The organism is Streptomyces sp. GESEQ-4, assembly GCF_017948455.1.
Lineage (GTDB): Bacteria > Actinomycetota > Actinomycetes > Streptomycetales > Streptomycetaceae > Streptomyces.
Genome location: NZ_JAFFSU010000011.1, coordinates 126,141 through 152,801, shown reverse-complemented (window position 1 = coordinate 152,801; position 26,661 = coordinate 126,141). Strand labels below are relative to the sequence as shown.

Below are 26,661 nucleotides of genomic sequence, written 5' to 3'. Positions count from 1 at the left end.
GATCACACAGAGTGCCAAATGGCGTGGCTGGTGCGGAAGCTGGGGCGGTGCGACACGCCCGGGATTGGGCACGCTGTCACGACGGGGTGACGGCTGGTCACGGAACCGAAGGGGTGGGGACCCGGTGGCGGTGACCGGGTTGGGCGTACCGCATAGGCTGTCGGCACCGCGATGCGCGCGGTCAACGCGTTGGAGACAGTCGAATACGGACCGTGGCGGATCGATGGTGTCCGTCGCGGGGTCGTACAGAGTGCCGCAGGGGGCAACCGCCATGACGACAGGTCGGCTCGGGCAGCAAGCCGCGCCGCCGAACGCGGCCTATGCCGGGCAGGTCGTGCATTTCCCGGACCCGGTCCGGGCGGCCCGTCACCCCAGAGGAGTACGGGTGGACGAGCGCGGCTACCCCGTCTTCTCGCCCTATGCGCGTGCGGCTGCGGAGATCGCCGATCCGCCGGAGGGCTTCGGCGTCGACGAGTTGCGGTTGACGGACTATGTGTCGGCGAACGCGGCGCTGGCGGCGTCGGGGCACGAGTTGTGGGACACGATTCCCTCGGTGGCGACGCCGCACGGGTGGACGTGGCATCACATGGCCGGGTCGCGGCGGCTGGAGCTGGTTCCGGTCGAGGTGAAGGCGTTGCTGCGGCATCACGGTGGTGTGGCGACGGCGGCGGTGGACCAGCACAAGCGGGGCACGCGGCCGTTGCAGGAGACGCGTCCGGCGCATTTCGGTCTGCCCAAGTCGGCGTTGGCGGTGACGGAGACGCAGGTGCTGGGCGTCGAGGAGGAGCTCGGGTACCGGCTGCCGGGCGCGTATCGGTCGTTCCTCAAGGCGGCCGGCGGGTGTGCCCCGGTGGGCACCGCGCTGGACGCGGAGTTGGGCCTGCTGATCGACCAGCCGTTCTTCACGGTGCGGGAAGAGGCGGCCGTCAATGACCTGGTCTACGTCAACAAGTGCCTGCGCGACCACCTGACCAAGGATTACCTGGGCGTCGGGTTCGTGCAGGGCGGTCTGCTGGCCGTGAAGGTGAAGGGCGAGCGGATCGGTTCGGTGTGGTTCTGCTCGTACGACGACGCACGCGACGTCGATCCCTCGTGGGCGCCCGCGGAGCGGGTGGAGCGGTTGCTGTTGCCGTGCGGCGAGGACTTCGACGCGTTCCTGTCCCGGCTGGCGGGATCGCCGCCGGAGCTGGAGACGGTGGCGAATCTGATGGTGGACGGCGGGTTCGCGCGGTCCGTTCCGGTGTCCGGGGAGTGAGCTGACCGATGGTGACGTTCGCGCAGGCGCAGGAGCGCGCGGAAGAGTGGATCAACGGTGATGTGCCGTCGTACCAGCATCGTGAGGTGCGGGTACGGGAGTTCGAGCTCGGGTTCGTGGTGTGGGCGGAGGACCGCGCCGACGGGCCCAGTTCGGACGGCGGCAGGCAGCGGCTGGTGATCGCCCGGGACAGCGGCGAGGCCACGCTGTGGCCGTCCCTGCCGGTGGGTGAGGTGATTCGCCGGTACGAGGAGGAGTACGGCGGCCCGGACGGCACCGCCGAGCCGGCACCGGCGCCGGCCGCTCCGGCGCGGGTGGATCTGAACCAGACGTCGTTCTTGCTGACGCCGCCGGAGTGGTTGCAGGAGGCGGCGGATCAGCTGGGGATCGCGGATCGGCGGGGGGCGTCTGCGGCTGCTTCGGGTGCGGGAGCCGGGTCGTCGACTGCGGGTTCGGGTGCGGGAGCGGGTGCGCGGGCGGATCAGGCTCCGGCTGCGTCGGCGGCTGCGGATGGTGGTGCCTCGGATGGTGCCGGAGTCCGTGCGTCGGAGACCGGTGGGGGCGCGGGGGTGCGTGCGGGGGCGTCCAGTGGTCCCGGTGGTGCCGGTGTGCCTGCTGGGGCGACTCCCTGGGCCGGGACGGACACCAACGCGGATGCCGGGGACGACCGTTCGGTGCCGCTGCCCGAGACGGTGTTCGCGCCGCCGCTGAGCGGGGCCGACGACGAGACGTCGCCGCCTACGCCGCCGGACGCCAAGACGGCGTTGATGTCGGGGGGCAGCCAGCTTCCGCCGACGGCGCAGGAGCCGGCGATCGATGACACTGGTGCGCCGGGTGCGCCCGGTGCGCCGCGGGAGAGCATGCCGCCGCCCGCGCCGTCGTACGGCTATCCGCAGGGATCGGGTGCGCCGGGTGGGCCTGGTGCGCCGTCGTACGGGTATCCCCAGGGGCCGGGTGGTGCTGATGCCGGTACGCCGTCTCCGGGGGCGCCGGGACGGCCGCTCGCGCCGAACGCCGAGGACATCGCCGACGCGGCGACGAGCAAGGCTGGGCCGCCGCGTGCCGCGCGGGGCGGGGCAGTGCCGCCGCCTCCTCCGCCGGGTGCGCCGGGGACGCCGGGTGCGCGGGCGGGTGGACCGCCGCCTCCTCCGCCTCCCCCGCCGTCCGGGCCCGGTACGCCGGGTACGCCGGCGGGCGGCTATGTGCCGACCCAGCTTGTGTCGGCACTCGGCCCCGACGGTTCCGAGGGACCGGGCGGCCCGCAGACGCCGGGTGCTTCCGGTGGTACTCCTCCGGGCGGCGTTCACCATGCCGCCACGGTGCTTTCCGACCCTGGCCGGATGGGGCCGGGTGCGCCTGGCGCTCCGCAGCCTCCGGGTGCCCCGGGCATGCCAGGCTCTTCCGGCGGCCAGGGCGCCGTACACCACGCGGAGACCGTGCTGTCCGCGCCCCCTGCGGGCGCCCCCGGCCCGCCTCCGCCACCGCCACAGGTCCCGGGCCCACCGCCGGCCCCCGGCGCACCCGGCGTTCCGGGCGCCCCCGGCACGGGTCAGACACCTCCTGGTGCAGTGCCTCCGGGCCAGGTCCCTCAAGGGCAGGTACCTCCAGGCCAGGCCCCTCCAGGACAGGTCCCCCCAGGCCACGTACCCCCCGGCGCCATGCCCCCCGGCCCTGTGCCACCCCCCACGCTCCCCGGGCCGGGTCACCCCATGCCCGGACAGACCGCGCCCGGACAGACCGCGCCCGGACAGACCGCGCCCGGCCCCCCGGCGCCGAGTCACCCCACGCCCGGCCACCCCATGCCCGGCCAACCCACCCCAGGCCACCCCATGCCCGGCCAACCCACCCCAGGCCACCCCACCCCAGCCCAGTCCCCACCCCCCGCCCAGCACCCCCCGGCCTACGGCTACCCCCAACCCCCCGCCGCCCAGCCCACCGTCGGCCCCGGTTACCAAGCCGTGCTCCGCTACCGCGCGCAGGACGGGTCCGAGCAGCAGCTGATCCGGCGTTCGGCGCCGGGGACGCCGCACCCGGAGTGGCAGATCTTCCATGAGCTGCGGGCGATGAACATCCCGCCGGACAAGGTGCTGGAGCTGCACACGGAGCTGGAGTCGTGTGAGCTGCCGGGTGCGTACTGTGCGCGGATGATCCGGGAGCAGTGGCCGCAGGCGCGGATCACGAGCATCGCCCCGTACGGCACGGATCACGCGAGCCGGCAGCAGGGCATGCAGCAACTCCTCGCTCACCAGGGCGAGTTGCACCAGGTCGCCGACGGACCCGCGCGCCCCGCCCCCGTACGGGCGCCGCTTCCGCAGGTGCAGTCGGCGCCGCCGATTCCCCCGGAGGGGATCGCACAGGAGCTGGCGGGCGCGTTCGGGCCGGGGATCTTCCGGTTCGAGGAGGCCGCGGTGTCCCGGCAGGGCGTCCCGCCGGTCGTGGCGCACTCGCTGGTGATGGCGGGGCTGCCGATGGACATGGGCCCGTTCTTCTGGGCGCAGGCCCAGCCGGGGCGGCCGGTGCCGACGCTGGCGGAGCTGGCGGCCGAGCGCGGGGTGCAGCCGGCGCCGGACGCGGGCTCGTACCTCGTCATGGGCAGCGACTTCGGCAAGGCGATCTGCGTGCAGTACGGGACGGCGAACATCGTGGCCGTCCCCGTGGAGGCGGGCCCGGGCGGTACGTCCGTACCGCCGCAGTTCGTGAACACGGGCCTGCCCGAGTTCCAGCGGTGCCTGGCGCTGCTCGGCCGGATGTGGCGGCTGCGGTTCGGACTGAACCAGGAGCAGGCCGGCCGCTGGACGGTCGACTTCCAGGCGCAGCTGGCCTCGCTCGACCCGGCGGCGCTGGGTTCGCCGGAGAGCTGGTGGTCGGTGCTGCTGGAGGAGATGTGGGACGGGTTGCTCTGACGCGCGGCTGACGTCGCGGCTGACGTCGTACGAAGATCCTCCGCGGGGGCCGGTCACCACCGGCCCCCGCGCTCTGTCTTGCGGCCGTGACCTCTGCGCGGAGTGTCGCGTTATGAACACTTCCGTCTGATCCATCAGGATGTGCGCAAAATCAGTTGTATTTGATGCCACGTCTGATGACGTCACGTCTGATGGAGAGGAGCCCCAGGATGAGCAGCGCAGCGGTGTCGCCACATGGCTTCGTGGCCGTACGGGGGCGCGGCTACCGTCCCGCAGCGGCCGACGCGTATGTCGAAGCGCTCTCCCAGGACCGGGACGCCGCCTGGGAGCGCGCGGCGCGTCTGACCGTGCTCGCCAAGGACATGGAGGCGGAGCTCGTACGGCTGCGCGAGACCGTGGCGCAGCTCGTCCCGCAGACGTACGAGGCGCTCGGGGAGCGCGCGCAGCGTGTGTTCCGGCTCGCGGAGGAGGAGGCCGCCGCCGTACGGGAGGCCGCGCGGCAGGAGGCGCAGCGCTGTGCGAAAGAGGCGCACGTGTACGCGACCAGCGCGCAGGCCGCGGCGCAGGCGGACGCGGACGTCGTACGCGCCGATGCCCTGGAACTCGCCCGCCAGGCCTTTGTCGTCGCGCGCGCCGAGGCCGACGAGATCCGTATCGCGGCCCGGCGCGAGGTGAAGGACAGCCGTACCGAGTCCCTCGCCGCGCTGCGGGAGATGCGGCAGCGTGTCTCCGCGATGCTGGCCGACCAGGCGAAGGAGCACGCCCAGCGGTGGGCGGAGGCGGAGCGCGAGGAGGACGAAGCCATTGCCGCGCTGGACGCGGCGTGCGCCGAGCGTGCCGCGCGTGCCGAGGCCGCGCTCGCCGACGCCAAGCAGGCCTACGCCGACGCCGAGGGCTCGGTGGACCGGCTCCAGGAAGAGGCGGACGCGCGGGCTGCCGAGGTGCTCGCCGAGGCACGGTCGCGCCGGGAACAGATCGCCCGCGAGACCGAGCGCGTGCTGCGTGAGCACGGGGAGCGGTGGGACCAGGTCCGCGCCCACATCGACCGCGTACGCAGCAGCCTGACCGCGTTGAAGGCGCGTGCGACGGCGGAGTGAGAGCAGCGCCGATCCCTTGCTCTCACTCGCCCCTACGCACCGCCCCCGCCAGAATCGACCCCTCCACCGCCTCGTACTGCCGCCGCTGTTCCTCCGCCTTCCGCCGCCCGGAGATCATCGTCCCCAGCCATCCGAAGGCGAAGCCGGCCGGGATGGACACCAGGCCGGTTGTGGTGAACGGGAACCAGTTGAAGTCGGCCTCCGGGAACGCCGAGAACGGTGACCCGGAGACCAGGTTCGTGCCCGGCATCAGCAGCAGCACGACCACCGAGCCGCCGATCAGAGTCGACAGCAGACCGGCCCGCGTGTACCGGCGCCAGAAGAGGCTGTAGACGAGGGCGGGGGCGATGGCGGAGGCGGCGAGGCAGAAGGAGAGGGTCACCAGGGGTTGCAGGCTGCGGTGCTGGACCAGCGTGGCGAGCAGGATCGCCGGGACGCCGACCGCCAGCGCGGAGAGGCGGGCCAGCAGCATCTCGCGGCGTGGCGACAGTTCCTGGACGCGGGCCGCGAAGACGTCGTGGGCCAGGGAGTTGGCGCAGGCGAGGATCATGCCGGCGACGGAGGCGAGCACGGTGAGGAAGATCGCCGTGGTGACCGCCGTGAACAGGAAGGTCTCCACCGTGGACAGGTCCGCCCCGAACACCGCCCGCGAGCCCAGCAGATACGCCGAGTTGCCCTGCGGATCGGCCTGCACGATCGCCTCGCGCCCGATCAGCGCCGTCGCGCCGAACCCGACGACCGTGATGACCAGCACGAACAGCACCACCGACGACACCGCCCAGGACATCGAGCGCCGCACCTGAGGCGCGCTGGACGCGGTGTACATACGCATCGTGACGTGCGGCAGACACGCCCCGCCCAGCACCACCGCGAACTGGGCGGTCAGCATGTCCAGTCGGGGATGCGGCCCGCCGGAGAACTGCAGCCCCGACTCCAGGAACGCCGGCCCCACCCCGCTCTGCGCCGCCGCCGCGTCGAACAGCGCGCCCGGGTCCCAGTCGAACCGGTTCAGCACCAGTACGGCGACCACGCCACCCGAACCGAGCAGCATCACGATCTTCAGGATCTGGATGAGAGCCGTGCCCTTCATCCCGCCGATCGCCGCGTAACTGATCATCAGCGCGCCCAGCCCGATGATGCAGCCGGTCTTCAGGGCCGAGCCCGAGAACCCCAGGATGTACGCCATCAGCTGCCCGGTCCCCGCCAGCTGCACCAGCATCAGCGGCAGCAGCGCCGCGATGGTTACCGCGCACGCCGTCATGCGCACGCGCCGCCCCGGCATACGGCGGGCCAGCGCGTCCCCCATGGTGAACCGGCCCGCGTTGCGCAGCGGTTCGGCCAGCAGGAACATCAGCAGCATCAGCGACAGCGCGGTGCTCAGCGCCAGCACGATGCCGTCGTAGCCGTACAGCGCGATCACCCCGCCGGTGCCCAGCACGGTCGCCGCGGAGACGTAGTCCCCGGCGATCGCCAGCCCGTTGCGCATGGGGGACAGGGAGTTGTAGCCGGTGTAGAACTCGTCGAGGTCGTCCCGGTCGGGTCCGGTCATCACACACAGCAGCAGCGTGATGGTGACCACGGTGGAGAACGCCACGAGCGACATGGAACTGTTGCCGAAGTCGGTACTCATCGCTCCCCCTCCTTCCCCTCCCGCTTGGCGTCCAGCGCGGCCTCCTTGCGGATGCGGTCGGCGAGCGGGTCGACACGGCGGCGGGCCGTGTACTCGTACAGCGCGATCGCCAGCCAGGTGACCGGCAGCTGAAGCAGCGCGAGCAGCAGGCCGGCGGGCAGTCCGTCGGTGACGGTGCTCGTCATGAACCCCGGCGCGAACGCCGACAGGATCAGGAACAGCGTGAAGTAGCCCAGCGCGGCGAGCGTGGCCACCCGCCGCTGCCAGCGGTAAGCGGTGCGCAGGATCCGCAGATCCCGGTGGTGCCCCAACGGCGGCCGGTCCGGCACCCGCCGGGCGGCGGGCGGTTCGGGTGGGGGTGGTGGCGCCCAGGGGTAGGCGTAGGGGTCGTAGGACATCCCGGTGTTCCTTGCGTGGTTCGGGCCCGCTGGGGGACGGACCGCAGGGAGGTGTGGGGGGCGGGCGGAGTGCGCACGCTACTCGCTGGTATCCGGGATGGTCGAGGGTTTCACCAAACTGATTGGTCGGTACGCGCTTCCTTCGCTGACCTGGGCTGTTACCCGCATTAACTCAGACTTTTTACGATTACTTGACGTGAACGAGCGCTACGGAAACGGGTATGTCGGCCTGATCGTCGAGCCGCGCCCGGAAGGTCACCCGGTGATCGACACGCCGCCGCACGGAACTCCCGGCGACGAGAGTGAAGCGAACCGCGACCCTCCCCCGTCCGGGCACCCGCACCCGGCCCGAGCCACTGCCCGCCCGCACCGACCAGCCACCGTCCCCACGCCCCGTGACCGTCACCCACCGAGCCGCCGCACCGAAGTTGTAGACGTCGACGACCATGCGCGTACGCCGACCCAGCCGATACCCGTACGGCGGCGGCGCGTCCCCGTTGTCCTTGCCGGGGGCGCCGTTGCGGGCGGAGTAGCGCTGGCTGAGGACGATGTGCTCGGCGGGGGAGGGGAGGCGGCGGCGGCCCTGAGGTGCGCCGCAAGGTTCGAAGTGCGCACGCGAAACGACGTAGACGGGATCGGGCGAGGCGGTCACGGTCCCGGAGATCCGGCGCCCCATGATGTCGTACGCCACACCCGGCAGGTCGAGCCGCCGCAAGCCCCGCTTCGTGGACCATGCGACCGTCACCAGCTCCCCACGCCCGCTGTCGAAGACGAAGGCCCGGACCCCGTCCGCCAGTTGCCGGGCCGTCACGAACCGTGCCGCCCCCAGCAGCGAAGTCAGCGCGGCGAAGGCGCTGTACGCGGGCAGCGGGGCGAACTCCCGGTCGAGCAGCCCGAAGTACACGCCGTCGTCGTGCAGCGGCGGCCCGGCGAACCAGAACTGCTTGGCGTTCCCCGCGGCCAGCCCCTCCACCATCGACTTCACCAGGTACCGCGCCTGTACGACCTCCTGCGCGGACGTCAGATCGCGGGGCGTCATCTGGAACGCCCCGCACTCCGTCATCCACAGCGGTACGTCCGCCCCGTGCCGCCGGGCGAGCGCGTGCTGCTCGTCCGCCGCGCCGGGGAACTCCGGCTCGCCCGGCGCGGTGGGGTCGGGGTAGCCGTGGAAGGCCCAGACATCGGCGTACCGGACGACGTCGTTCGCCAGCATCAGATCCTGGAAGGGGCCGGCCTGCGCGATACCCGGCAGAACGACGAGCGGCGGCGCGTCGGACGCGTCCTTGACGCCGAGCGCCGCCGCCTTCACGAACGCGGCATGGGCGTCACCGGTGCTGCGGGTGGTGTCGACGTCGGGTTCGTTGGAGAGCTGGAGCGCCTCGGGCCCGGCTTGCGCGAGGCGGCGGGCGTAGCGATAGGCATGCCGGAGGTCGGCGGGCAGCGGCAGTGAGGCGTCGGTCATCGCCCACTCGGGGGCGGGGGAGAGGGCGTCGAGGACGGCGAGGTCATGGGCGCGCAGGGTGCGGATCGCGCGGTCGTGGTGGGCGGTGTCGTACGTCCCCGGGGCAGGCTCGGCGACGGGCCAGGACTGTCCGTCGCGGACCCACCCGGCGCCCATGTCCCTCACGGCGGCGGCGAATTCGGGAAGGCGGGACGGAGGTATCAGAGAGGAGTGCCAGATATTGACACCGAAGCGGCTGACGGTGCCGGTGGGCGCGGGGCGGGCGGGGAGACGGGCGAAGGCGCCGGTGACGTTGTCGGCGTGGACGCGGTAGTGGCCGGGTGGGAGGCCGTGCGGCAGGGCGACGGTCACGGTGGTCCGGCCGACGGGGATGGCGGCGTCTCCGTCGGCGACGCGGTGGCCGTCGTAATCAGTGACGGTGTAGTGGACGGCGTACGGGCGGGTCGCGTGCCCGTCGAGGGTCAGGTGGAGTCGGGCGATCTCGCCGTCGCGGTGGCGGGGGACGGTGAGTTGGTGCAGGGCGGGGTGGCGGTGGAGGAGGCGGAGGGTGAGGTGGTCGAGGGAGAGGGCGTAGGCGGTGGTGGTGTCGAGGACGGCGGGTTCGGCGTGGACGCGGACGGTCAATGTGTTGTCGCCGCGCCGGAGTTCAACACGGCCGAGGTCGAGTATGGAGAGGTCACCCCAGGCGGGCTTCGAGTCGTCGTACCAGTGCGGCTGGGAGCGGGCGAGGTCGACGAAGGGGCCGTTGTTGATGCCCAGTTGGAGATACGAGGCGACGGCCTCGGTGTGCGGGGTCTCTAAGGGGGCGGTGGCGACGGCGGTGAGGGCGTAGACGCCGGCGTGGGGGGCCTTGAGGCGGTACGTGGCGAACCAGCCGTGTGCGGAGGGAGGTTCCTCGGTTGTGAGCAGGGCGAGGTAACGCCCGCCGGATGCACGCCGGTCCCGTGCGATGGGGATGTTCGTGCGCACCGGGGATTCTCCCGGCACAGTGACAGTGGTCGTGGTCGTGGTCGTGGCCGTGGCCGTGGCCATGGCGGTGCCTGGAGCTGCTTGCGCGGAGGGAACACCCGCCGCGACGACTCCGAGCCCCGCCGCAAGTGCCGTACGCCTGTTGAAGTCCATGCCTCCAGCAGACGCGGACGGGGTGGCGCGGGGCGTCGTTCGGGAGGACGGCGGGACCCTGAAGGTGGGGTCCGGGGTGGGGGGTGACTTCCCTAGGGGAATTGTGCGGTTGCCGATCGGGGGACGTGAGCCTGAGCCTTTGTCAGTACGTGGCCGTTGGAGCGCCCTTTACTCGGCTCGCGGAAGCACGACACTGGCCAAGAAGCGGGCGGCCCAACGGTCACTTGGCGAGGGACGTCACGAATGCCGACCAGGCGGGGGCCGAGAAGAGGAGAGCCAGGCCGGTCGGGTTCTTGCTGTCGCGGACGGGGACGTGGGCGGGGCGAGCGGTGTCGTTCACTTCGAGGCAGTCGCCGCTGCTGCCGCCGCTGTAGGTCGACTTGCGCCACGAGGTCAGGACAGAGGCGTCAGGGATGCTGTGCTCGTTGCGCTTCATTCGCATAATCCTCCGCGACCGACCTGATCAGCGCCAGGGACTGGCGGTGCGACAACGCGTCGCCCAGCGCATGATCGTAGGCCACCTGGCATTGGCGGACCACGGACGGGAGTTCCCATACCCGGCCCGACTTCAAGCCTTCCACATAGGCGATGGGTGGGAGGTCCTCGAACCACATGAGGGAGACGAAGCCCTCCAGCAGGGCGTGGTAGCCGACCGAGAAAGGGAGGACGTGGACCCGGATGCGGTGACTCTCGCCAAGAGTCACGATGTGACGGAGCTGTTCGCACATCACAGCCGGGCTGCCGACGGGTCGCAGTAGAACCGCCTCGTCGAGCAGCATCCACACCTTCGGCGAGTGGAAGTCCTCGAGGATGCGGGCCCGTTCGAGACGTGTGACGAGGAGCTCGTCACGTTCCTCGGTGCTCTTGGGCGATGCACCCGAGCTGAGTACCTCGCGTGCATACGCCGGAGTCTGAAGGATGCCCGGCACCAACTTGGGGGCGTACTCCCGGATCTCAGTTGCCTTGCCCTCGAACTCCAAGGCCTCTTCGAAGTGTTCCGCTACCTTGCGACCGTCCAGGATGGGCAGGAAGTTCTCGAAGAACCCATCCGCCCCCAGCACTTGATCGAGTCGCCGCGCATCCTCCACATCCGGCCTTCGCCGCCCCGCCTCGATATGCGCGATGTGCGTGCGCGACATCACCGCACGCTGGCTCAGCTCCTCCTGCGTCAGCCCCGCCGCCTCACGCCTCCGCTTCAGCTCCGCGCCGTACTGCTCCCTCGACCGCGGATTGTCCTCGATCGCCACCTGTTCACAACCCCTCCGTGCGGACCTCGTTGTCACGCTCAGCTACCTTCCGAGCGTACCCACGGTGACGTCACTCTGTGCATGTAACAACACGCAAAGTGAAGGGCGTTGGCATGGAGCAGTGGGATGAGGAGAAGGAGAAGGGGCTCATCGGGGCGTCGATGACTCTGCGGGTGTCCCGGGATGGTGGGCGGACCTGGGGGCCGGAAGTGACGTACCAGCCGTCTCGGAAGGACGCCCCAATTGACCTCGCCGGCCGCTTCCCGCCCTGTCAGTGCCCGAGATGTGAGCGGCGATAGCGGATGCCGGGGCGGTCGTCGATGGTGATGTCTTCTACGGCGGTGAAGGCGTTCCGTTCCAGGACGGCCCGGGAGGCTCGGTTGTCCAGGGTGGTGACGGCGATCAGGGATGTCAGGCCGTACGTCGTACCGGCAACCCGGCACATCTCGGCGACCGCCTCCGTGGCGACGCCCTTGCCTGCCGCGTGTTCGCCGACGCGGTAGCCGAGTTCCGCCGAGCCGTCCTCGACGTCGATCAGATTGACGCGCCCGATCAGACGCCCTTCGTCATCGACGATGACGTGGAAGTGGCAGACCCCGGCGTCCTGTTCGGCGAGCCGCGCCTCGTGCACGGCGGCGAAGTCGGCGAAGTACGCGTCCCCGCGATCCGGTATCGAGCGGGCGAAGTACTCCCTGTTCTCCCGCTCGAAAGCGAGCAGCACGCGCGCGTGGTCAGCGCGCAGCCGTTCCAGCCTCACGGTGGGCCTCACCTTTCCTCCTTGAGTACCGGAAACCGCCTCGGCGCCATCAACAACAGCACCACGAACGCCAGCGCCGCCGCCCCCGCCGCCCCCAAGTACACCGCGTGCACCGCGTCCGCGATCGCCCGCCGTACCGATTCCGACGCGGCGCCCGCGTCCAGCGCCCGTGTCACCGAGTCCAGGTCGCTCGCGCCGCCCAGCCGTGCGGCCAGCACGCTGTTGGCCACCGCGCCGAAGACCGCCGCGCCGATCGTCTGGCCGGTTTGGCGGCAGAAGAGGACCGAGGCGGTCGTCGTGCCGCGTTCCTCCCAGCCGACCGTCGATTGCACGCCTACGAGCAGCGGGAGTTGGAAGAGGCCGAGGGCCGCGCCCAACAGCAGCATCAGCAGGGCCGGTTGCCAGGCCTGGCCCGGGTAGGGGAGGAAGGGGAACGCCAGCAGGAGCAAAGACGCCGATCCCGCTCCCAGCATCGCCGTGTTGCGGAAGCCGATGCGCCGGTACACGTGCTGGCTGCATGCCGCCGAGATCGGCCAGCTCAGGGTCCAGACGGACAGGACGAAGCCGGCGGCCACCGGGGCCAGGCCGAGGACTGATTGGGCGTACGTCGGCAGGAACACCGTCGGTGCCACCATCAGCAGGCCGAGGGCGCCCAGTGCCAGGTTCACCGCCGCGATCGTGCGGCGCCGCCATACCCACCCGGGGATGATCGGATCGCGGGCTCTCCGCTCGACGATCACCACGACCGCGACGAGCGCGAGTCCCGTACCGAACAACGCCAGGGATGGTGCGGACAGCCAGGGCCACGCCACGCCGCCCTGCACCAGTGCCGTCAGCAGTACGCCGCCGCAGGCGAACACCGCGAGTGCGCCGGCCCAGTCGACACGCGCGCGTGCGGCGCGTTCGCGTTCGGGTTCGTGGAGGTACCGGACGATCAGCCACAGTGCGACCGCGCCGATCGGCAGGTTGATCAGGAAGATCCAGCGCCAGTCCGCGTACGCCGCCAGGATCCCGCCGATACCCGGTCCGGCGACCGCCGACACCGCCCACACCGTCGACAGCTTGGACTGGATTTTCGGGCGTTCCTTCAGTGGGTACATGTCGGCTGCCAGCGTCTGGACCGTGCCCTGGAGGGCCCCGCCGCCCAGGCCCTGCACGATCCGGAACGCGATCAGCGCCCCCATGTTCCAGGCCACCGCGCACAGCAGCGAGCCCAGCAGGAACAGCACCGCGCCCGCGATCAGTACCGGTTTGCGGCCGAAGGTGTCGGAGAGCTTGCCGTAGAGGGGGAGGGTGACGGTCACGGCCAGGAGGTAGCCGGAGAAGAGCCAGGAGAAGACGGAGAAGCCGCCGAGGTCGCCGACGATCTGCGGTACGGCCGTGGAGATGATGGTGGAGTCCAGGGCCGCCAGCGCCATCGCGAGCATGAGGGCCGCTACGACGGCTCCCCGCTTCTCGGTTCCGGTGCGCTGTGCGGTGTCGCCTATCGCGGGTCTCGTACTGCCCACCGGGCTTCCTTCCCCATGCATTCCCCTTGCATCTATCTTCCGCGCGCCAGCATCGCACTTGAGCCTCACGTCGCGGGAGGGTGGAGGCTGAGTGCGTCCGAGGGTGGAGAGAACCCTGAGGCGCGCTCCACCGATGGGTGGACTGCCCCTAGGGGTCCCTCCGTACTAGGGCTCGGGGAGGGTTCGTACCCCTGGAGGACGTGACGGGTACGGGGTCGTCCTTAACCTGGCTTTACGCCGAGGGGGGCGCCGTACCGAACCCGCGGGGGTGGGGTTTTCCCCAGGAAAAGACGGGGTCGGGCACCAGCGCGCAGGACCCCCTGCCGCGACCAGACTCATGGGCGTACCGAGTACCGAATCTCACGCACGAGCGCACCACCGCACCAACGCACGGTTCCGCTGAACCAACACGTTTCATCTGCTGACCGACATAGGAGACATACCGTGACATCGGCTGTGACCATTCCCAGGCACGGGGGTACTGGAGGGCGTACGGCCGTTGCCGCGCGGGCGCGGCAGGTCGTCAAGGCGTACGGGTCCGGTGAGACCCGCGTCGTCGCCCTGGACCACGTGGACGTGGACATCGCTCGCGGGCAGTTCACCGCGATCATGGGCCCTTCGGGGTCCGGCAAGTCCACCCTGATGCACTGCCTCGCCGGGCTCGACACTGTGACGTCCGGGCAGATCCACCTCGACGACACCGAGATCACCGGGCTGAAGGACAAGAAGCTCACGCAGCTGCGCCGGGACCGGATCGGGTTCATCTTCCAGGCGTTCAACCTGCTGCCGACGCTCAACGCGATAGAGAACATCACGCTGCCCATGGACATCGCCGGGCGGAAGCCCGACAAGGCGTGGCTGGGGCGGGTCGTCGACACCGTGGGGCTGAGTGACCGGCTCAAGCACCGGCCGACGCAGCTGTCCGGCGGGCAGCAGCAACGTGTCGCCGTGGCCCGCGCGTTGGCCGCCCGGCCGGAGATCATCTTCGGTGACGAGCCGACCGGGAACCTGGACTCGCGGGCCGGCGCCGAGGTGCTCGGGTTCCTGCGGCGGTCCGTGGACGAGCTGGGGCAGACCATCGTGATCGTCACCCACGACCCGGTGGCCGCCTCGTACTCCGACCGCGTGCTGTACCTCGCCGACGGGCGCATCGTCGACGAGATGTACAAGCCGACCGCCGAGGCCGTCCTCGACCGGATGAAGGACTTCGACGCCCGGGGACGTACGTCATGACCGTCCTGAAGACCTCGATGCGCAACTTCTTCGCGCACAAGGGCCGCATGGCCCTCTCCGCGGTCGCGGTGCTGCTGTCGGTGGCGTTCGTGTGCGGCACGCTCGTGTTCACCGACACCATGAACACGACGTTCGACAAGCTCTTCGCGACGACGTCCTCCGACGTGACGGTCTCCCCGAAGGAGGCCAAGACCGACGAGGCCCCGCAGAACGGCGTCCCGGAGTCGCTGCCCGCCTCGCTGCTGGCGCGGGCCCAGCAGGCCGAGGGCGTCAAGTCGGCCGAGGGCGCGGTCAGTTCGATGAACGTGACCGTCGTCAACAGCGACAACAAGAACATGGGGTCGACGACCGGCGCGCCCACCATCGCCGGCAACTGGACCAAGAACGACCTGCGTTCCATGGAGATCACCTCCGGACACGCCCCGCGCGGGCCGACCGAGGTGATGGTCGACGCCGACACCGCCGACAAGCACGACCTGAAGCTGGGCGACGAACTGCGCACCATCGCGCAGACCGGTGACTTCACCGCGAAGATCGTCGGCATCGCCACCTTCAAGGTGACCAACCCCGGCGCCTCCGTCGTCTACTTCGACACCGACACCGCCCAGCGCGAACTCCTCGGCTCCACCGGGCGGTTCACGCAGTTCAACGTCACCGCCGCGGCGGGCGTCTCCGACACGCAGCTCAAGCAGAACGTCGCGCAGGCCCTGGACGGCACATTCAAGATCCAGACGCAGCAGGAGACCTCGGACGAGAACCGCAAGGACGTCGGCGAGTTCATGGACGTCATCAAGTACGCCATGCTCGGCTTCGCCGGGATCGCCTTCCTCGTCGGCATCTTCCTGATCATCAACACCTTCTCGATGCTGGTCGCCCAGCGCACCCGCGAGATCGGCCTGATGCGGGCGATCGGTTCGTCCCGCAGGCAGGTCAACCGCTCCGTGCTGGTCGAGGCGCTGTTCCTGGGTGTCGTGGGCTCCCTCCTCGGCGTCGCCGCCGGGGTCGGTATCGCGATCGGCCTGATGAAGCTCATGTCGATGGCCGGGATGAACCTCTCCACCGACGACCTCACCATCAAGGTCAGCACCCCGGTCGCCGGAGTGATCCTCGGTGTCGTCGTCACCGTCCTCGCCGCCTATCTGCCGGCCCGCCGCGCCGGCAAGGTCTCCCCGATGGCCGCACTGCGCGACGCCGGTACGCCGGCCGACGTCAAGGCGGGCTGGATCCGCGGCGTGATCGGCACGGTGCTCACGGGTGCCGGCGGGTTCGCCCTCTTCACCGCGGCGAGCGCGGACAAGGCGAGCGAGGGCGCGCTGATGCTGGGCGCGGGGATCGTCCTCTCCCTCATCGGCTTCGTCGTCATCGGCCCGCTGCTGGCGGGCGCGGTCGTCCGGGTGATCAGCGCGGTGCTGCTGCGGGCCTTCGGTCCCGTCGGCCGCATGGCCGAGCGCAACGCGCTGCGCAACCCGCGCCGCACCGGCGCCACCGCCGCGGCCCTGATGATCGGCCTCGCACTCGTCGCCTGTCTGTCGGTCGTCGGCTCCTCGATGGTCGCCTCGGCCACCAGCGAGCTCGACAAGTCGGTCGGCGCGGACTTCATCGTCCAGGGCAACCAGCGGATCGTGCCGCAGGCCCAGAAGGCGATGGAGCAGAGCCCGGGCCTGGCCCACGTCACCTCCTACAAGGACGTCGAAGCCAAGCTGACCTCCCCGGACGGCAAGACGGACGACACCAGCCTCACCGCCGCCGACCCGACGTACGCGGAGGACCTGCGCCGCGCCACCACGGCGGGCAGCCTGCCGGCCGCGTACGGCAAGGACGCCATGTCGGTCGGCACCGACTACGCCAAGAAGCACGGCGTCCGCGTCGGTGACACCATCACCGTCGCCTTCAAGGGCGGCGAGACGGCGAAGCTCAAGGTCGCCGCCATCACCGACGACGACACCGCCATCGACCAGGGCGCGCTCTACACCAGCATCGAGACGATGCGGAAGTACGTGCCCGCCGACAAGATCCCGCCGAACGAGATCATGTTCGCCAAGGCCAAGGACGGGCAGCAGGACCAGGCGTACGCCGCTCTGAAGACGGCGCTGGAGCCGTACCCGCAGTACCAGGTCCGCGACCAGACCGACTACAAGCAGGAACTGAAGGACCAGGTCGGTCAGCTCCTGAACATGGTCTACGGCCTGCTCGCCCTGGCGATCATCGTGGCGGTGCTGGGTGTCGTGAACACCCTGGCCCTCTCGGTGGTGGAACGGACGCGGGAGATCGGCCTGATGCGGGCGATCGGCCTCTCGCGGCGCCAGCTGCGCCGGATGATCCGCATGGAGTCGGTGGTCATCGCCCTGTTCGGCGCGCTGCTGGGGCTCGGCCTGGGCATGGGCTGGGGCGCCACCGCCCAGAAGCTCCTCGCCCTGGAGGGCCTCAACGTCCTGGAGATCCCCTGGGTGACGATCGGCGGCGTGTTCATCGGCTCGGCCTTCGTCGGCCTCTTCGCCGCCCTCATCCCGGCGTTCCGGGCAGGCCGCATGAACGTCCTGAACGCCATCGCGACCGAATAGCCACCGCATACGGGGGTTGCGGGGGAAGGGCCCGGTGCCGGGGAGTCTTGGGGGACTCTCCGGCACCGGGTTCGTGCATGCCGGCGCGGATCTCGCCCCCGCCGCCCCTACCCGTCCCATCCTCCAGGGGCTCCGCCCCTTCAACCCCGCCAGGGGGCTCCGCCCCCTGGACCCCCGCTCCTCAAACGCCGGAGGGGCTGTTCATAGCCCGTCCGGCGTTTGAGGACGAGGCCGTTCAGGCCGAAGCGGGGGTCTGGGGGCGCAGCCCCCAGGGATGGGACGGGTAGGGGCGGCGGGGGCGAAGAAAACCGGGGTTATCCACAGCCCCCGACACCCGCGCCGACGCCGACGTACGCTGGAGACCCCCGGCCCGTGTGACGAGTCGGGCCCTTCGTGTTGCCCACCCCCCGGACGGAAGCCCCCTCCACATGAGCCTGCACGGTCTGCTCGATGCCGTCGTCAAGGACACCGCCCTCGCGGAAGCGACCAAGGCGGCCGCAGACGGCAACCGCATGCACATCGACCTGGTCGGCCCCCCAGCGGCCCGCCCCTTCGCCGTCGCCGCGCTGGCCCGCGAGTCCGGCCGCCCCGTCCTCGCGGTGACCGCGACCGGCCGCGAGGCGGAGGACCTGGCGGCAGCCCTCCGCTCCCTGCTCCCCCCGGAGGGCATTGCGGAGTACCCGTCGTGGGAAACCCTCCCGCACGAGCGCCTCAGCCCCCGCAGCGACACCGTCGGCCGCCGCCTCGCCGTCCTGCGCCGCCTGGCCCACCCCAGGGCCGACGACCCGGAGACGGGCCCGGTCTCCGTGGTCGTGGCGCCGGTGCGTTCCGTGCTCCAGCCTCAGGTCAAGGGCCTCGGCGACCTGGAACCCGTCGCCCTGCGCACCGGCGAGAGCGCCGACCTGAACACCGTCGTGGAGGCCCTCGCCGCCGCCGCGTACGCGCGCGTGGAGCTCGTCGAGAAGCGCGGTGAGTTCGCCGTACGAGGCGGCATCCTGGACGTCTTCCCGCCCACCGAGGAACACCCCCTGCGGGTGGAGTTCTGGGGCGACGACATCGAGGAGATCCGCTACTTCAAGGTCGCCGACCAGCGCTCCCTGGAGGTCGCCGAGCACGGCCTGTGGGCGCCGCCCTGCCGCGAGCTGCTGCTCACGGACGACGTGAGGGCACGCGCGCGTGCCCTCGCCGAGGCCCACCCGGAGCTGGGTGAGCTGCTCGGCAAGATCGCCGAGGGGATCGCGGTGGAGGGCATGGAGTCCCTCGCGCCGGTCCTCGTCGACGACATGGAGCTGCTGATCGACGTACTGCCGAAGGGCGCCATGGCCGTCGTATGCGATCCGGAGCGGGTACGCACGCGTGCCTCGGATCTCGTGGCGACGTCGCAGGAGTTCCTGCAGGCCTCCTGGGCGGCCACCGCGGGCGGCGGCGACGCGCCGATCGACGTCGACGCGGCCTCCCTGTGGTCCATCGCCGACGTCCGGGACCGGGCGCGCGAGCTGGACATGATGTGGTGGTCGGTGTCGCCGTTCGCGGCGGACGAGGAGCTCGACGCGGACACGCTCAAGCTCGGCATGCACGCGCCGGAGTCGTACCGCGGGGACACCGCGCGGGCGCTCGCCGACACCAAGGGCTGGCTCGCCGACGGCTGGCGCGCGGTGTACGTGACGGAGGCGCACGGCCCGGCGGCCAGGACCGTGGAGGTGCTCGGCGGCGAGGGCATCGCCGCGCGGCTCGACGCGGACCTCGGCGAGATCTCCCCGTCCGTCGTGCACGTGGCGTGCGGCTCGATCGACTACGGCTTCGTCGATACGGCGCTGAAGCTCGCGGTCCTCACCGAGACCGACCTCTCCGGGCAGAAGGCGGCCGGCAAGGACGGCGCCCGGATGCCCGCGCGGCGCCGCAAGACCATCGACCCGCTGACCCTGGAGGCGGGCGACTACATCGTGCACGAGCAGCACGGTGTCGGCCGGTACATCGAGATGGTGCAGCGCACGGTGCAGGGCGCGACCCGCGAGTACCTGGTCGTGGAGTACGCCCCCGCCAAGCGCGGCCAGCCCGGCGACCGGCTCTACATCCCCACCGACCAGCTGGAGCAGATCACCAAGTACGTCGGCGGTGAGGCCCCGACCCTGCACCGGTTGGGTGGCGCCGACTGGACGAAGACGAAGGCCCGCGCGAAGAAGGCGGTCAAGGAGATCGCCGCGGACCTGATCAAGCTGTACAGCGCGCGCATGGCGGCGCCCGGATACACCTTCGGCGCGGACACCCCGTGGCAGCGGGAGCTGGAGGACGCCTTCCCGTACGTGGAGACGCCCGACCAGCTCACCACCATCGCCGAGGTCAAGGAGGACATGGAGAAGTCGGTCCCCATGGACCGCCTGGTCTGCGGCGACGTCGGCTACGGCAAGACGGAGATCGCGGTCCGCGCCGCCTTCAAGGCCGTCCAGGACGGCAAGCAGGTCGCCGTGCTCGTCCCGACGACCCTGCTGGTTCAGCAGCACTTCGGCACATTCAGCGAGCGGTACTCGCAATTCCCGGTCAACGTCCGGGCGTTGAGCCGCTTCCAGACGGACACGGAGGCGAAGGCCACCCTGGAGGGCCTGCGCGAGGGCTCGGTGGACGTCGTCATCGGCACGCACCGGCTGTTCTCCTCCGAGACCAAGTTCAAGGACCTCGGCCTGGTCATCGTCGACGAGGAACAGCGCTTCGGCGTCGAGCACAAGGAGCAGCTGAAGAAGCTGCGCGCGAACGTCGACGTCCTGACGATGTCCGCGACCCCCATCCCGCGCACCCTGGAGATGGCGGTCACCGGCATCCGCGAGATGTCGACGATCACCACACCGCCGGAGGAGCGCCACCCGGTGCTGACCTTCGTCGGGCCGTACGAGGAGAAGCAGATCGGCGCGGCCATCCGCCGTGAACTCCTGCGCGAGGGCCAGGTCTTCTACATCCACAACCGCGTCGAGTCCATCGACCGGGCGGCGGCGCGGCTGCGCGAGATCGTGCCCGAGGCGCGCATCGCGACGGCCCACGGCCAGATGTCGGAGCAGGCGCTGGAGCAGGTCGTCGTCGACTTCTGGGAGAAGCGGTACGACGTGCTGGTGTCGACGACGATCGTGGAGTCCGGCATCGACATCTCCAATGCCAACACGCTCATCGTGGAGCGCGGCGACAACTTCGGCCTGTCCCAGCTGCACCAGCTGCGCGGGCGTGTGGGCCGTGGACGTGAGCGTGGCTACGCGTACTTCCTGTACCCGCCGGAGAAGCCGCTGACCGAGACGGCCCACGAGCGGCTCGCGACCATCGCCCAGCACACCGAGATGGGCGCGGGCATGTACGTCGCCATGAAGGACCTGGAGATCCGCGGCGCCGGAAACCTCCTGGGCGGCGAGCAGTCGGGGCATATCGCGGGCGTCGGCTTCGACCTGTACGTCCGGATGGTCGGCGAGGCGGTGGCGGACTACCGGGCCTCCCTGGAGGGCGGTGTCGAGGAGGAGCCGCCGCTGGAGGTCAAGATCGAGCTGCCGGTGGACGCGCACGTCCCGCACGACTACGCGCCGGGCGAGCGCCTCAGGCTGCAGGCCTACCGGTCCATCGCCTCCGCCAACACGGAGGAGGACATCAAGTCCGTACGCGAGGAACTCGTCGACCGCTACGGCAAGTTGCCGGAGCCGGTGGAGAACCTGCTGCTGGTGGCCGGACTCCGGATGCTCGCGCGCGCGTGCGGCGTCGGCGAGATCGTCCTCCAGGGCAACAACATCCGCTTCGCGCCGGTGGAGTTGCGCGAGTCGCAGGAACTGCGCGTCAAGCGGCTGTACCCGGGGACGGTCATCAAGCCCGCCGCCCACCAGCTGCTGGTGCCGCGTCCGAAGACCGCGAAGGTGGGCGGGAAGCCGCTGGTCGGGCGGGAGTTGCTCGGCTGGGTCGGGGAGTTCCTGGCGTCGATCCTGGGGTCGTAGGGCCGCGGGGGGTGATTCGCGGGTCGTAAGGCCGCCGGAGTGTGTGAAGCCGTCCGCGGGACGTGGGTGTCCGCGGACGGCCTGGTCTGCTGTCCTCCGTTGTCCTCCGTGAGTCTGGTGGCTACGGCTGTTCGGGCCTGTCGCGATCCATGCCCATGGCGCCCTCGGCCCTCTGCTGCGCCTGGTCGACCTGGCTCTCGTACTTGTTGCCCGTCTTCTCGTTGATCTTCTGTTCCGCGGTGTCGGAGGCGCCCTTGGCCTTCTCCTGCGCCGCCTTGTTGCTCTTGAACTTGTCGAAGATGCCCATCCAGATCTCCTTCCGGAGGTGACTCAGAACCGACCATACGCCCGACTTGAGGCGAATGCCCCTTAAAGGCCTCTATGGTCTGGACCTCTGGGCCGCTACCGTGGGCCAACGTGAAACAACTCAGGGGTGGGGCGGCCGCCGCCGCCGTCATGCTCGGCACGGCACTACTGCTCGCGGGCTGCGAGAACGTCGATCTGCCCGAGGCCGACAGCGAGCCCTCCAGCTCCGACGGACCCTCCGGCTCCGGCACCAGCCCGTTCGACAACCCGGACGGGACGAAACCGGGCCTCGCGCCCCTCACCTCGGACGCCGACCGGGCCGAGGCGCGGGCGCTGATCGAGAAGGTGGCGACCAAGGGGCGCGGCCCGAAGACGGGTTACGGCCGCGACGAGTTCGGCTACGCCTGGATGGACACGGCGGACGGTGTACCGCTGGCCCGCAACGGCTGCGACACCCGCAACGACCTCCTCCAACGGGACGGCGAGGACATCCGTTTCCGCTCCGGCTCGGACTGTGTCGTCATCTCCATGACGCTGCGCGACCCGTACACCGGGACGACCATCGAGTGGCGCAAGCAGAAGGCCACCGAGGTGCAGATCGACCACATGGTGCCGCTGTCCTACAGCTGGCAGATGGGCGCCGCACGCTGGTCCGAGGACAAACGCGAGCAACTGGCGAACGACCCGCTCAACCTGATCCCGGCCCAGGGCCGCGCCAACAGCTCCAAAGGCGACTCAGGACCCGCGTCCTGGCTCCCGCCGAACAAACGGATCCGCTGCTCCTACGTGGTCCGCTTCGCCCAGGTCTCCGTCAAATACGAGCTGCCGGTGACGGCACCCGACAAGGAAATGATGCTGCGCCAGTGCGGAGGCTGAACCTACGGTGACCGCATGGAGCTGAAGATATGGAGCCTGGCCGAGAGGCCCGAGGCGCGTGAGCGGATCGTCGAAATGCCCAACAGCTGGGCGGAGTTCGTCATCAACGACGCCGTGGGCGACGCGCACTATCCGCGGATCGCCGCCGAACTCCCGGAGTTCGTGCTGTTCGCCGAGGACGAGACGGGCGAGATCGTGGCGCACGCCAAGAGCGTGCCCTTCGCCCTCGCCGCCGAAGGGCGGGGGCAACTGCCCGCGCGCGGGTGGGACGAGGTGCTCGTGTGGGCCTTCAGCGATCTGCGCCGTGGGGTGCGGCCCGACACGGTCAGCGCCATCTCCGTCACCGTCGCCCCGCACGCCCAGGGGCGCGGACTGTCCGGCCGCATGCTGTCGGCGATGCGCGAGAACGCCCGGGCGCACGGCTTCGGCGAGGTCGTCGCCCCGGTCCGGCCCAGCGCCAAGCACCTCGAAGTGCGCACGCCCATCGAGGAGTACGCCCACCGCGTGCGCCCCGACGGGCTCCCGCACGACCCCTGGCTGCGCGTCCACGCCCGCGCAGGCGCCGTCATCGACTCCATCGCCCCGGCTTCCATGACCGTCACCGGCTCGCTGGAGCAGTGGCGCGGCTGGACGGGCCTGCCCTTCGACACCGCCGGCGACATCGAGGTGCCGGGCGCCCTGGTGCCGGTGCGGTGCGAACCGGAGCAGGGGTACGCCGTGTATGTCGAGCCCAACGTGTGGATGCGGCACGCAGTGTGAGGGTGCGGCTCTCGCCTGGGAGGGCGTGGGGACCGGCGCCCGGGCGGGCGTAGGGACTGGTCGGTACGACAACGGTTCGATACAACCCGGACCGGTTGTCGGTGTCGGCCTATACGCTCGGACCGAACAATCGCGCCACCGGCGTCGCGCCCGCGTGGGACGACGCCGAGGGTTCCGTACGCCCCACTTCAGGCACCAGGAGCAGTCATGCATGGCCACGGCTACCCGCAGCCGGTGAAGCAGCCGCCCCCGACGCTGCGGCTGGTACTGCTGCGTGTGGTGTTCGTGACCCTCTCGATCATCAGCATCGGCTTCCTCGCCTGGCCGATGCTGCTGCGCCTGGCGGTCGTCACCCGCAAGATGCGCGACTGGATCCTGCTCGGGGCTCTGATCGCCGTCGACATCGTCGCGATCGGGCTGCTCGACTCCGAGCCCGCCGAGATCACCGGCCTGGCCGGCTACCTCGGGTTCTTCCTGCTGGTGGGTTCGCTGATGGCGAGCGTCCCGTACTACCTCGTGGCCGAGATACGCCACTTCCAGCGGCTCCGCCAGGGCGCCGGTGCGTACGGCGCGGGGCAGACGCCGATACCGGGGCAGACGCCGATGCCGGGGCAGACGCCGATACCGGGGCAGGGCTACCCGCAGCAGTCGACGCCGTACACCACCACCACCGCGCCGCAGACCCCGGCCGCCCCGCACTTCCCGCCCCCGATGCCCCCGGCCCCCGCGGACCGGACGCCGATACCCACCCCGCCGCAGCGCCCCGCCCCGGCCCGGATCGACCAGGTGCGCGCCGAGCTCGACGAGCTCAGTGACTATCTGCGCAAGCACGACGGCAACCACGAGAGCGGAAGGTGACCGTGGGGGCAGGACGCGTCGTCGCCGGCCGGTACGCCCTGTCCACCCTCGTCGGGCAGGGCGGCATGGGCCAGGTCTGGACGGCCTACGACCAGCGACTCGACCGGCGCGTGGCGGTGAAGCTGCTGCGCCCCGACAAGGTCGCCGGCCACGAGGCCGACGAACTGCACCGCCGCTTCGAGCGCGAGTGCCGGGTGACCGCACAGGTCGACCACCCCGGCCTGGTGACGGTGCATGACGCGGGCACCGCGGGCGAGGAGCTGTTCCTCGTCATGCAGTACGTCGACGGCGTCGACCTCGCCGGTCATCTCGCCGGGCGCAACCCGTACCCCTGGCAGTGGGCGGCCGCGGTCGCCGCGCAGCTGTGCGCCGTCCTGAGCGCCGTGCACGCGGTGCCGATCGTCCACCGCGACCTCAAGCCGCGCAACGTGATGGTGAAGCAGGACGGCACGATCACCGTCCTCGACCTCGGCGTCGCCCACGTCATGGACACCGACACCACCCGCCTCACCCACACCGGCACCCCCATCGGCTCGCCCGCCTACATGGCCCCCGAGCAGGCGATGGGCGGCGCGGTCGGCCCGTACACCGACCTGTACGCACTCGGCGTCGTGCTGCACGAACTCCTCAGCGGCGACGTCCCGTTCGCGGGCTCGACAGCGCTCGGCGTGCTGCACCGGCACCTGTACGAGCCCCCGGTGCCCGTGCGCCGCATCCGCCCCGAAGTCCCCGAGTCGCTCGAAACGCTCGTCCTGGGACTGCTCGCCAAGGACCCGCAGCACCGGCCCGCCTCCGCGCAGGAGGTGTACGAGCACCTCGCGCCGCTCCTGCCCGGGCGCGGGACACCCACCGCGGCGCCCCTCGACCCCAGACGCCCCTTCCTGCGCCCGCACGCCCCCTGGCCGGACCGCGCCCGCACCCCCGCGCCGCAGCCCGCCCCCGTCGTCCCGCCCGTCGCCGAGAAACCGGACGTCGCCCGCGCCGTGGACGAGGTCAAGCGCCTCCTCGGCGAGGGCCGCATCACCCAGGCCGTCGACATCCTCGGCGCGATCCTGCCCGTCGCCGCCGAACAGCACGGCGAGAACTCCCCGGTCGTACGCACCCTGCGCAAGCAGTACGCGGCCACGCTCATGGACGACGGCCAGTACCGGCGCGCGCTGCCCGAACTCCGCCGCCTCGCCGACGAACGCGCCGCCGAGGCCGGCCAGGCCGACCCCCAGTCCCTGCGCTTCCGCTACGAGGCCGCCCAGTGCCTCGAACAGCTCGGCGAACCGGCGGCGGCACTCGCGGAGTACCGCACGCTCCTGCCGTACTACGAGAACCAGTACGTCGCCGGCGACCCCCACCTCTCCCACGACGTGCGCCGCCGCATCGGCCACCTCCTCCTCGCCCTCGGCGACCGCGGCGCCGCCCACGACACCCTCGCCCGCCTGGTACTCGACGTGGAGCGCCTGCACGGCCCCGGCCACCCACTCGCCACGGACATCCGCCGGACACTGCAGTGGCTGGGGCAGGTGCGCGGCTAGCCCGAGCCGTGTTCTACGAGGACGCTCCGGCGACCCCGGGGGCCACGAACCGCCGGTGCATGGGGGTGAACTCGTAGACGGGGTCGCCCTCGACGCCCAGCTTGCCCTTGATCACGGGCGCGAGCCGCTCCTCGACGAACCGCTCGAAGTGGTCCTCCGTACGCCACACGTCGAGCACGTGGAAGCCGTCCGCGGCATACCACGACACATGCAGCTCCAGGCCGTCCGGGGGCTCCTCCTCCCAGCGGACCTCGGAGCGAGAGGCCTCGTACACCTCGGGGGTGATCTCCGGCCAGCGCAGATTCAGGACGACGGACATGGGACTCCTCTGCCTCGGAGCACGGCGCGGTCGGCGCCGGCTTTCACCTTGACGCTAGGCGGGTCCGGCAGACCCGGCCCTTCATCGAGGGCCGTACGTGCGACTCGACGGGATCCCAGGTGCCCGAAGTCCTGATGAATCGTTGGTCGAATGGGTTGGCCAGAGCTTGGCCACTGCCTAACATCGATCACCGCAAGACTTTGTGCACCGCCGCACAATCTCCTCGGGAGGCTTCCTTGCACCGCCGCCGTCGTACCGCGCTCCTCCTCTCCGCCGCGATCGTCGCAGCGGCCCCCCTTCTCACCGCGTGCGGAAACGACGCGCACCCCGGCGCGGCAGCCGTCGTCGGTGGACAGCGGATCACCGTCTCCCAGCTGGAGAACAGGGTCAGCGAGGTACGCGAGGCCCAGCGCGCGGTCGTCGCGGACGAGGCGCAGTACGAGCAGGCCATCGCCAAGACCGGCAGCCTCACCCGCGACACCCTGCACGGCATGGTGCTCGACCAGGTGCTGCACCGCGCCGCCCAGGACGCGGGCGTGACCGTCTCCCGCAAGGAGATCCAGGAGATGCGGGCCTCCCTGGAGGAGCAAGCCGGCGGCGCCAAGGGGCTGGAGACGACCTGGCTCCAGCAGTACGGCGTCCCCCCGGAGCGCCTCGACGAGAACCTCCGCCTCCAGCTGGAGGCCCAGAAACTCGCCGAGAGGCTCGGCACGGACACCGGCCAGCCCGCCTTCTGGCAGGCTCTGTCCGAGGCCTCCGACAAACTGAACGTCGACCTCAACCCGCGCTACGGCGCCTGGGACGTCGAGAAGAGCAGCCGCGTCGACGCGAAGACCCCGTGGGTCCGGGAGGTCACGGCGACGGGGACGCGGGAAACGGCGTAAC

General features: G+C 70.9%; 20 protein-coding genes. 11 read left to right on the top strand and 9 right to left on the bottom strand.

The genetic code is table 11. The features are described from left to right. The first annotated feature begins 271 nt into the window (after nt 1-271). From KCH48_RS22290 to KCH48_RS22280, 3 genes are all read left to right on the top strand, one after another. Complete coding sequence (locus tag KCH48_RS22290) at nt 272-1,255, top strand: SMI1/KNR4 family protein (RefSeq protein ID WP_210576441.1); 984 nt, start codon at nt 272-274, stop codon at nt 1,253-1,255. 8 nt (nt 1,256-1,263) lie between these two features. Further along, the gene (locus tag KCH48_RS22285) at nt 1,264-4,158 is read left to right on the top strand and encodes an SUKH-4 family immunity protein (protein ID WP_210576440.1); all 2,895 of its coding nucleotides are present in this window, start codon (nt 1,264-1,266) and stop codon (nt 4,156-4,158) included. Between the two features lie 209 nt (nt 4,159-4,367). After that, complete coding sequence (locus KCH48_RS22280; RefSeq protein ID WP_210576439.1) at nt 4,368-5,255, top strand: cellulose-binding protein; 888 nt, start codon at nt 4,368-4,370, stop codon at nt 5,253-5,255. A gap of 22 nt (nt 5,256-5,277) precedes the next feature. On the opposite strand, the gene KCH48_RS22275 is transcribed toward KCH48_RS22280, so the two are convergent. From KCH48_RS22275 to KCH48_RS22245, 7 genes are all read right to left on the bottom strand, one after another. Continuing rightward, the gene (locus KCH48_RS22275) at nt 5,278-6,885 is read right to left on the bottom strand and encodes a cation acetate symporter (RefSeq protein WP_210576438.1); all 1,608 of its coding nucleotides are present in this window, start codon (nt 6,883-6,885) and stop codon (nt 5,278-5,280) included. After that, the gene (locus KCH48_RS22270) at nt 6,882-7,283 is read right to left on the bottom strand and encodes a DUF485 domain-containing protein (RefSeq protein ID WP_210576437.1); all 402 of its coding nucleotides are present in this window, start codon (nt 7,281-7,283) and stop codon (nt 6,882-6,884) included. Before KCH48_RS22270 ends, KCH48_RS22275 begins: the two co-directional genes overlap by 4 nt. A gap of 187 nt (nt 7,284-7,470) precedes the next feature. Next, complete coding sequence (locus KCH48_RS22265; protein WP_210576436.1) at nt 7,471-9,867, bottom strand: hypothetical protein; 2,397 nt, start codon at nt 9,865-9,867, stop codon at nt 7,471-7,473. Nucleotides 9,868-10,087: 220 nt separating this feature from the next. After that, a complete protein-coding gene (locus KCH48_RS22260; protein WP_210576435.1) occupies nt 10,088-10,303 on the bottom strand; it encodes a DUF397 domain-containing protein in 216 nt (71 codons plus the stop codon). Next, nucleotides 10,275-11,114, bottom strand: coding sequence for a helix-turn-helix transcriptional regulator (locus KCH48_RS22255; protein WP_210576434.1), 840 nt, complete (start codon nt 11,112-11,114; stop codon nt 10,275-10,277). Before KCH48_RS22255 ends, KCH48_RS22260 begins: the two co-directional genes overlap by 29 nt. Before the next feature lie 271 nt (nt 11,115-11,385). Continuing rightward, nucleotides 11,386-11,883: a GNAT family N-acetyltransferase gene (locus tag KCH48_RS22250; RefSeq protein ID WP_210576433.1), complete on the bottom strand. Its 498-nt coding sequence runs from the start codon at nt 11,881-11,883 to the stop codon at nt 11,386-11,388. Next, the gene (locus KCH48_RS22245) at nt 11,880-13,379 is read right to left on the bottom strand and encodes an MFS transporter (protein WP_210576432.1); all 1,500 of its coding nucleotides are present in this window, start codon (nt 13,377-13,379) and stop codon (nt 11,880-11,882) included. The genes KCH48_RS22250 and KCH48_RS22245 overlap by 4 nt, the downstream gene beginning before the upstream one ends. A gap of 444 nt (nt 13,380-13,823) precedes the next feature. On the opposite strand from KCH48_RS22245, the gene KCH48_RS22240 reads away from it, so the two are divergent. The 3 genes from KCH48_RS22240 (at nt 13,824) to mfd (ending at nt 21,132) form a co-directional block, all read left to right on the top strand. Beyond that, nucleotides 13,824-14,612, top strand: coding sequence for an ABC transporter ATP-binding protein (locus KCH48_RS22240; protein WP_210576431.1), 789 nt, complete (start codon nt 13,824-13,826; stop codon nt 14,610-14,612). Next, on the top strand, nt 14,609-17,173 hold the full coding sequence (locus KCH48_RS22235) for an ABC transporter permease (RefSeq protein WP_210576430.1): 2,565 nt from the start codon (nt 14,609-14,611) through the stop codon (nt 17,171-17,173). Before KCH48_RS22240 ends, KCH48_RS22235 begins: the two co-directional genes overlap by 4 nt. Nucleotides 17,174-17,601: 428 nt before the next feature. Continuing rightward, complete coding sequence (mfd, locus tag KCH48_RS22230) at nt 17,602-21,132, top strand: transcription-repair coupling factor (protein WP_210576429.1); 3,531 nt, start codon at nt 17,602-17,604, stop codon at nt 21,130-21,132. Nucleotides 21,133-21,253: 121 nt separating this feature from the next. Here mfd and KCH48_RS22225 read toward each other — a convergent pair whose 3' ends face one another. Next, nucleotides 21,254-21,439, bottom strand: coding sequence for an antitoxin (locus tag KCH48_RS22225; protein ID WP_210576428.1), 186 nt, complete (start codon nt 21,437-21,439; stop codon nt 21,254-21,256). 149 nt (nt 21,440-21,588) lie between these two features. Here KCH48_RS22225 and KCH48_RS22220 point away from each other — a divergent pair, with 149 nt between their 5' ends. From KCH48_RS22220 to KCH48_RS22205, 4 genes are all read left to right on the top strand, one after another. Beyond that, a complete protein-coding gene (locus tag KCH48_RS22220) occupies nt 21,589-22,314 on the top strand; it encodes an HNH endonuclease family protein (RefSeq protein ID WP_210576569.1) in 726 nt (241 codons plus the stop codon). Nucleotides 22,315-22,329: 15 nt separating this feature from the next. Next, entirely contained in the window at nt 22,330-23,073 is a 744-nt protein-coding gene (locus KCH48_RS22215; protein ID WP_210576427.1) for an N-acetyltransferase, read from the top strand. A 207-nt stretch (nt 23,074-23,280) separates the two neighbouring features. Further along, nucleotides 23,281-23,931 (top strand): hypothetical protein, encoded by a 651-nt coding sequence (locus tag KCH48_RS22210; protein WP_210576426.1) that lies wholly within the window; start codon nt 23,281-23,283, stop codon nt 23,929-23,931. Nucleotides 23,932-23,969: 38 nt separating this feature from the next. Next, entirely contained in the window at nt 23,970-25,457 is a 1,488-nt protein-coding gene (locus tag KCH48_RS22205; protein WP_282615167.1) for a serine/threonine-protein kinase, read from the top strand. A gap of 13 nt (nt 25,458-25,470) precedes the next feature. On the opposite strand, the gene KCH48_RS22200 is transcribed toward KCH48_RS22205, so the two are convergent. Next, the gene (locus KCH48_RS22200; RefSeq protein WP_210576424.1) at nt 25,471-25,776 is read right to left on the bottom strand and encodes a hypothetical protein; all 306 of its coding nucleotides are present in this window, start codon (nt 25,774-25,776) and stop codon (nt 25,471-25,473) included. 236 nt (nt 25,777-26,012) lie between these two features. Between KCH48_RS22200 and KCH48_RS22195 the strand changes: the two genes are divergently transcribed. Then, nucleotides 26,013-26,660 (top strand): SurA N-terminal domain-containing protein, encoded by a 648-nt coding sequence (locus KCH48_RS22195; protein ID WP_210576423.1) that lies wholly within the window; start codon nt 26,013-26,015, stop codon nt 26,658-26,660. Nucleotide 26,661 lies beyond the last annotated feature (1 nt).

What these genes read in the sequence shown, in the direction of transcription:
- KCH48_RS22290 (WP_210576441.1), top strand. Translation starts at nt 272, where the DNA reads ATGACGACAGGTCGGCTCGGGCAGCAAGCCGCGCCGCCGAACGCGGCC.
- KCH48_RS22285 (WP_210576440.1), top strand. Translation starts at nt 1,264, where the DNA reads ATGGTGACGTTCGCGCAGGCGCAGGAGCGCGCGGAAGAGTGGATCAAC.
- KCH48_RS22280 (WP_210576439.1), top strand. Translation starts at nt 4,368, where the DNA reads ATGAGCAGCGCAGCGGTGTCGCCACATGGCTTCGTGGCCGTACGGGGG.
- KCH48_RS22275 (WP_210576438.1), bottom strand. Translation starts at nt 6,885, where the DNA reads ATGAGTACCGACTTCGGCAACAGTTCCATGTCGCTCGTGGCGTTCTCC.
- KCH48_RS22270 (WP_210576437.1), bottom strand. Translation starts at nt 7,283, where the DNA reads ATGTCCTACGACCCCTACGCCTACCCCTGGGCGCCACCACCCCCACCC.
- KCH48_RS22265 (WP_210576436.1), bottom strand. Translation starts at nt 9,867, where the DNA reads ATGGACTTCAACAGGCGTACGGCACTTGCGGCGGGGCTCGGAGTCGTC.
- KCH48_RS22260 (WP_210576435.1), bottom strand. Translation starts at nt 10,303, where the DNA reads ATGAAGCGCAACGAGCACAGCATCCCTGACGCCTCTGTCCTGACCTCG.
- KCH48_RS22235 (WP_210576430.1), top strand. Translation starts at nt 14,609, where the DNA reads ATGACCGTCCTGAAGACCTCGATGCGCAACTTCTTCGCGCACAAGGGC.
- mfd (WP_210576429.1), top strand. Translation starts at nt 17,602, where the DNA reads ATGAGCCTGCACGGTCTGCTCGATGCCGTCGTCAAGGACACCGCCCTC.
- KCH48_RS22225 (WP_210576428.1), bottom strand. Translation starts at nt 21,439, where the DNA reads ATGGGCATCTTCGACAAGTTCAAGAGCAACAAGGCGGCGCAGGAGAAG.
- KCH48_RS22220 (WP_210576569.1), top strand. Translation starts at nt 21,589, where the DNA reads ATGCTCGGCACGGCACTACTGCTCGCGGGCTGCGAGAACGTCGATCTG.
- KCH48_RS22215 (WP_210576427.1), top strand. Translation starts at nt 22,330, where the DNA reads ATGGAGCTGAAGATATGGAGCCTGGCCGAGAGGCCCGAGGCGCGTGAG.
- KCH48_RS22210 (WP_210576426.1), top strand. Translation starts at nt 23,281, where the DNA reads ATGCATGGCCACGGCTACCCGCAGCCGGTGAAGCAGCCGCCCCCGACG.
- KCH48_RS22200 (WP_210576424.1), bottom strand. Translation starts at nt 25,776, where the DNA reads ATGTCCGTCGTCCTGAATCTGCGCTGGCCGGAGATCACCCCCGAGGTG.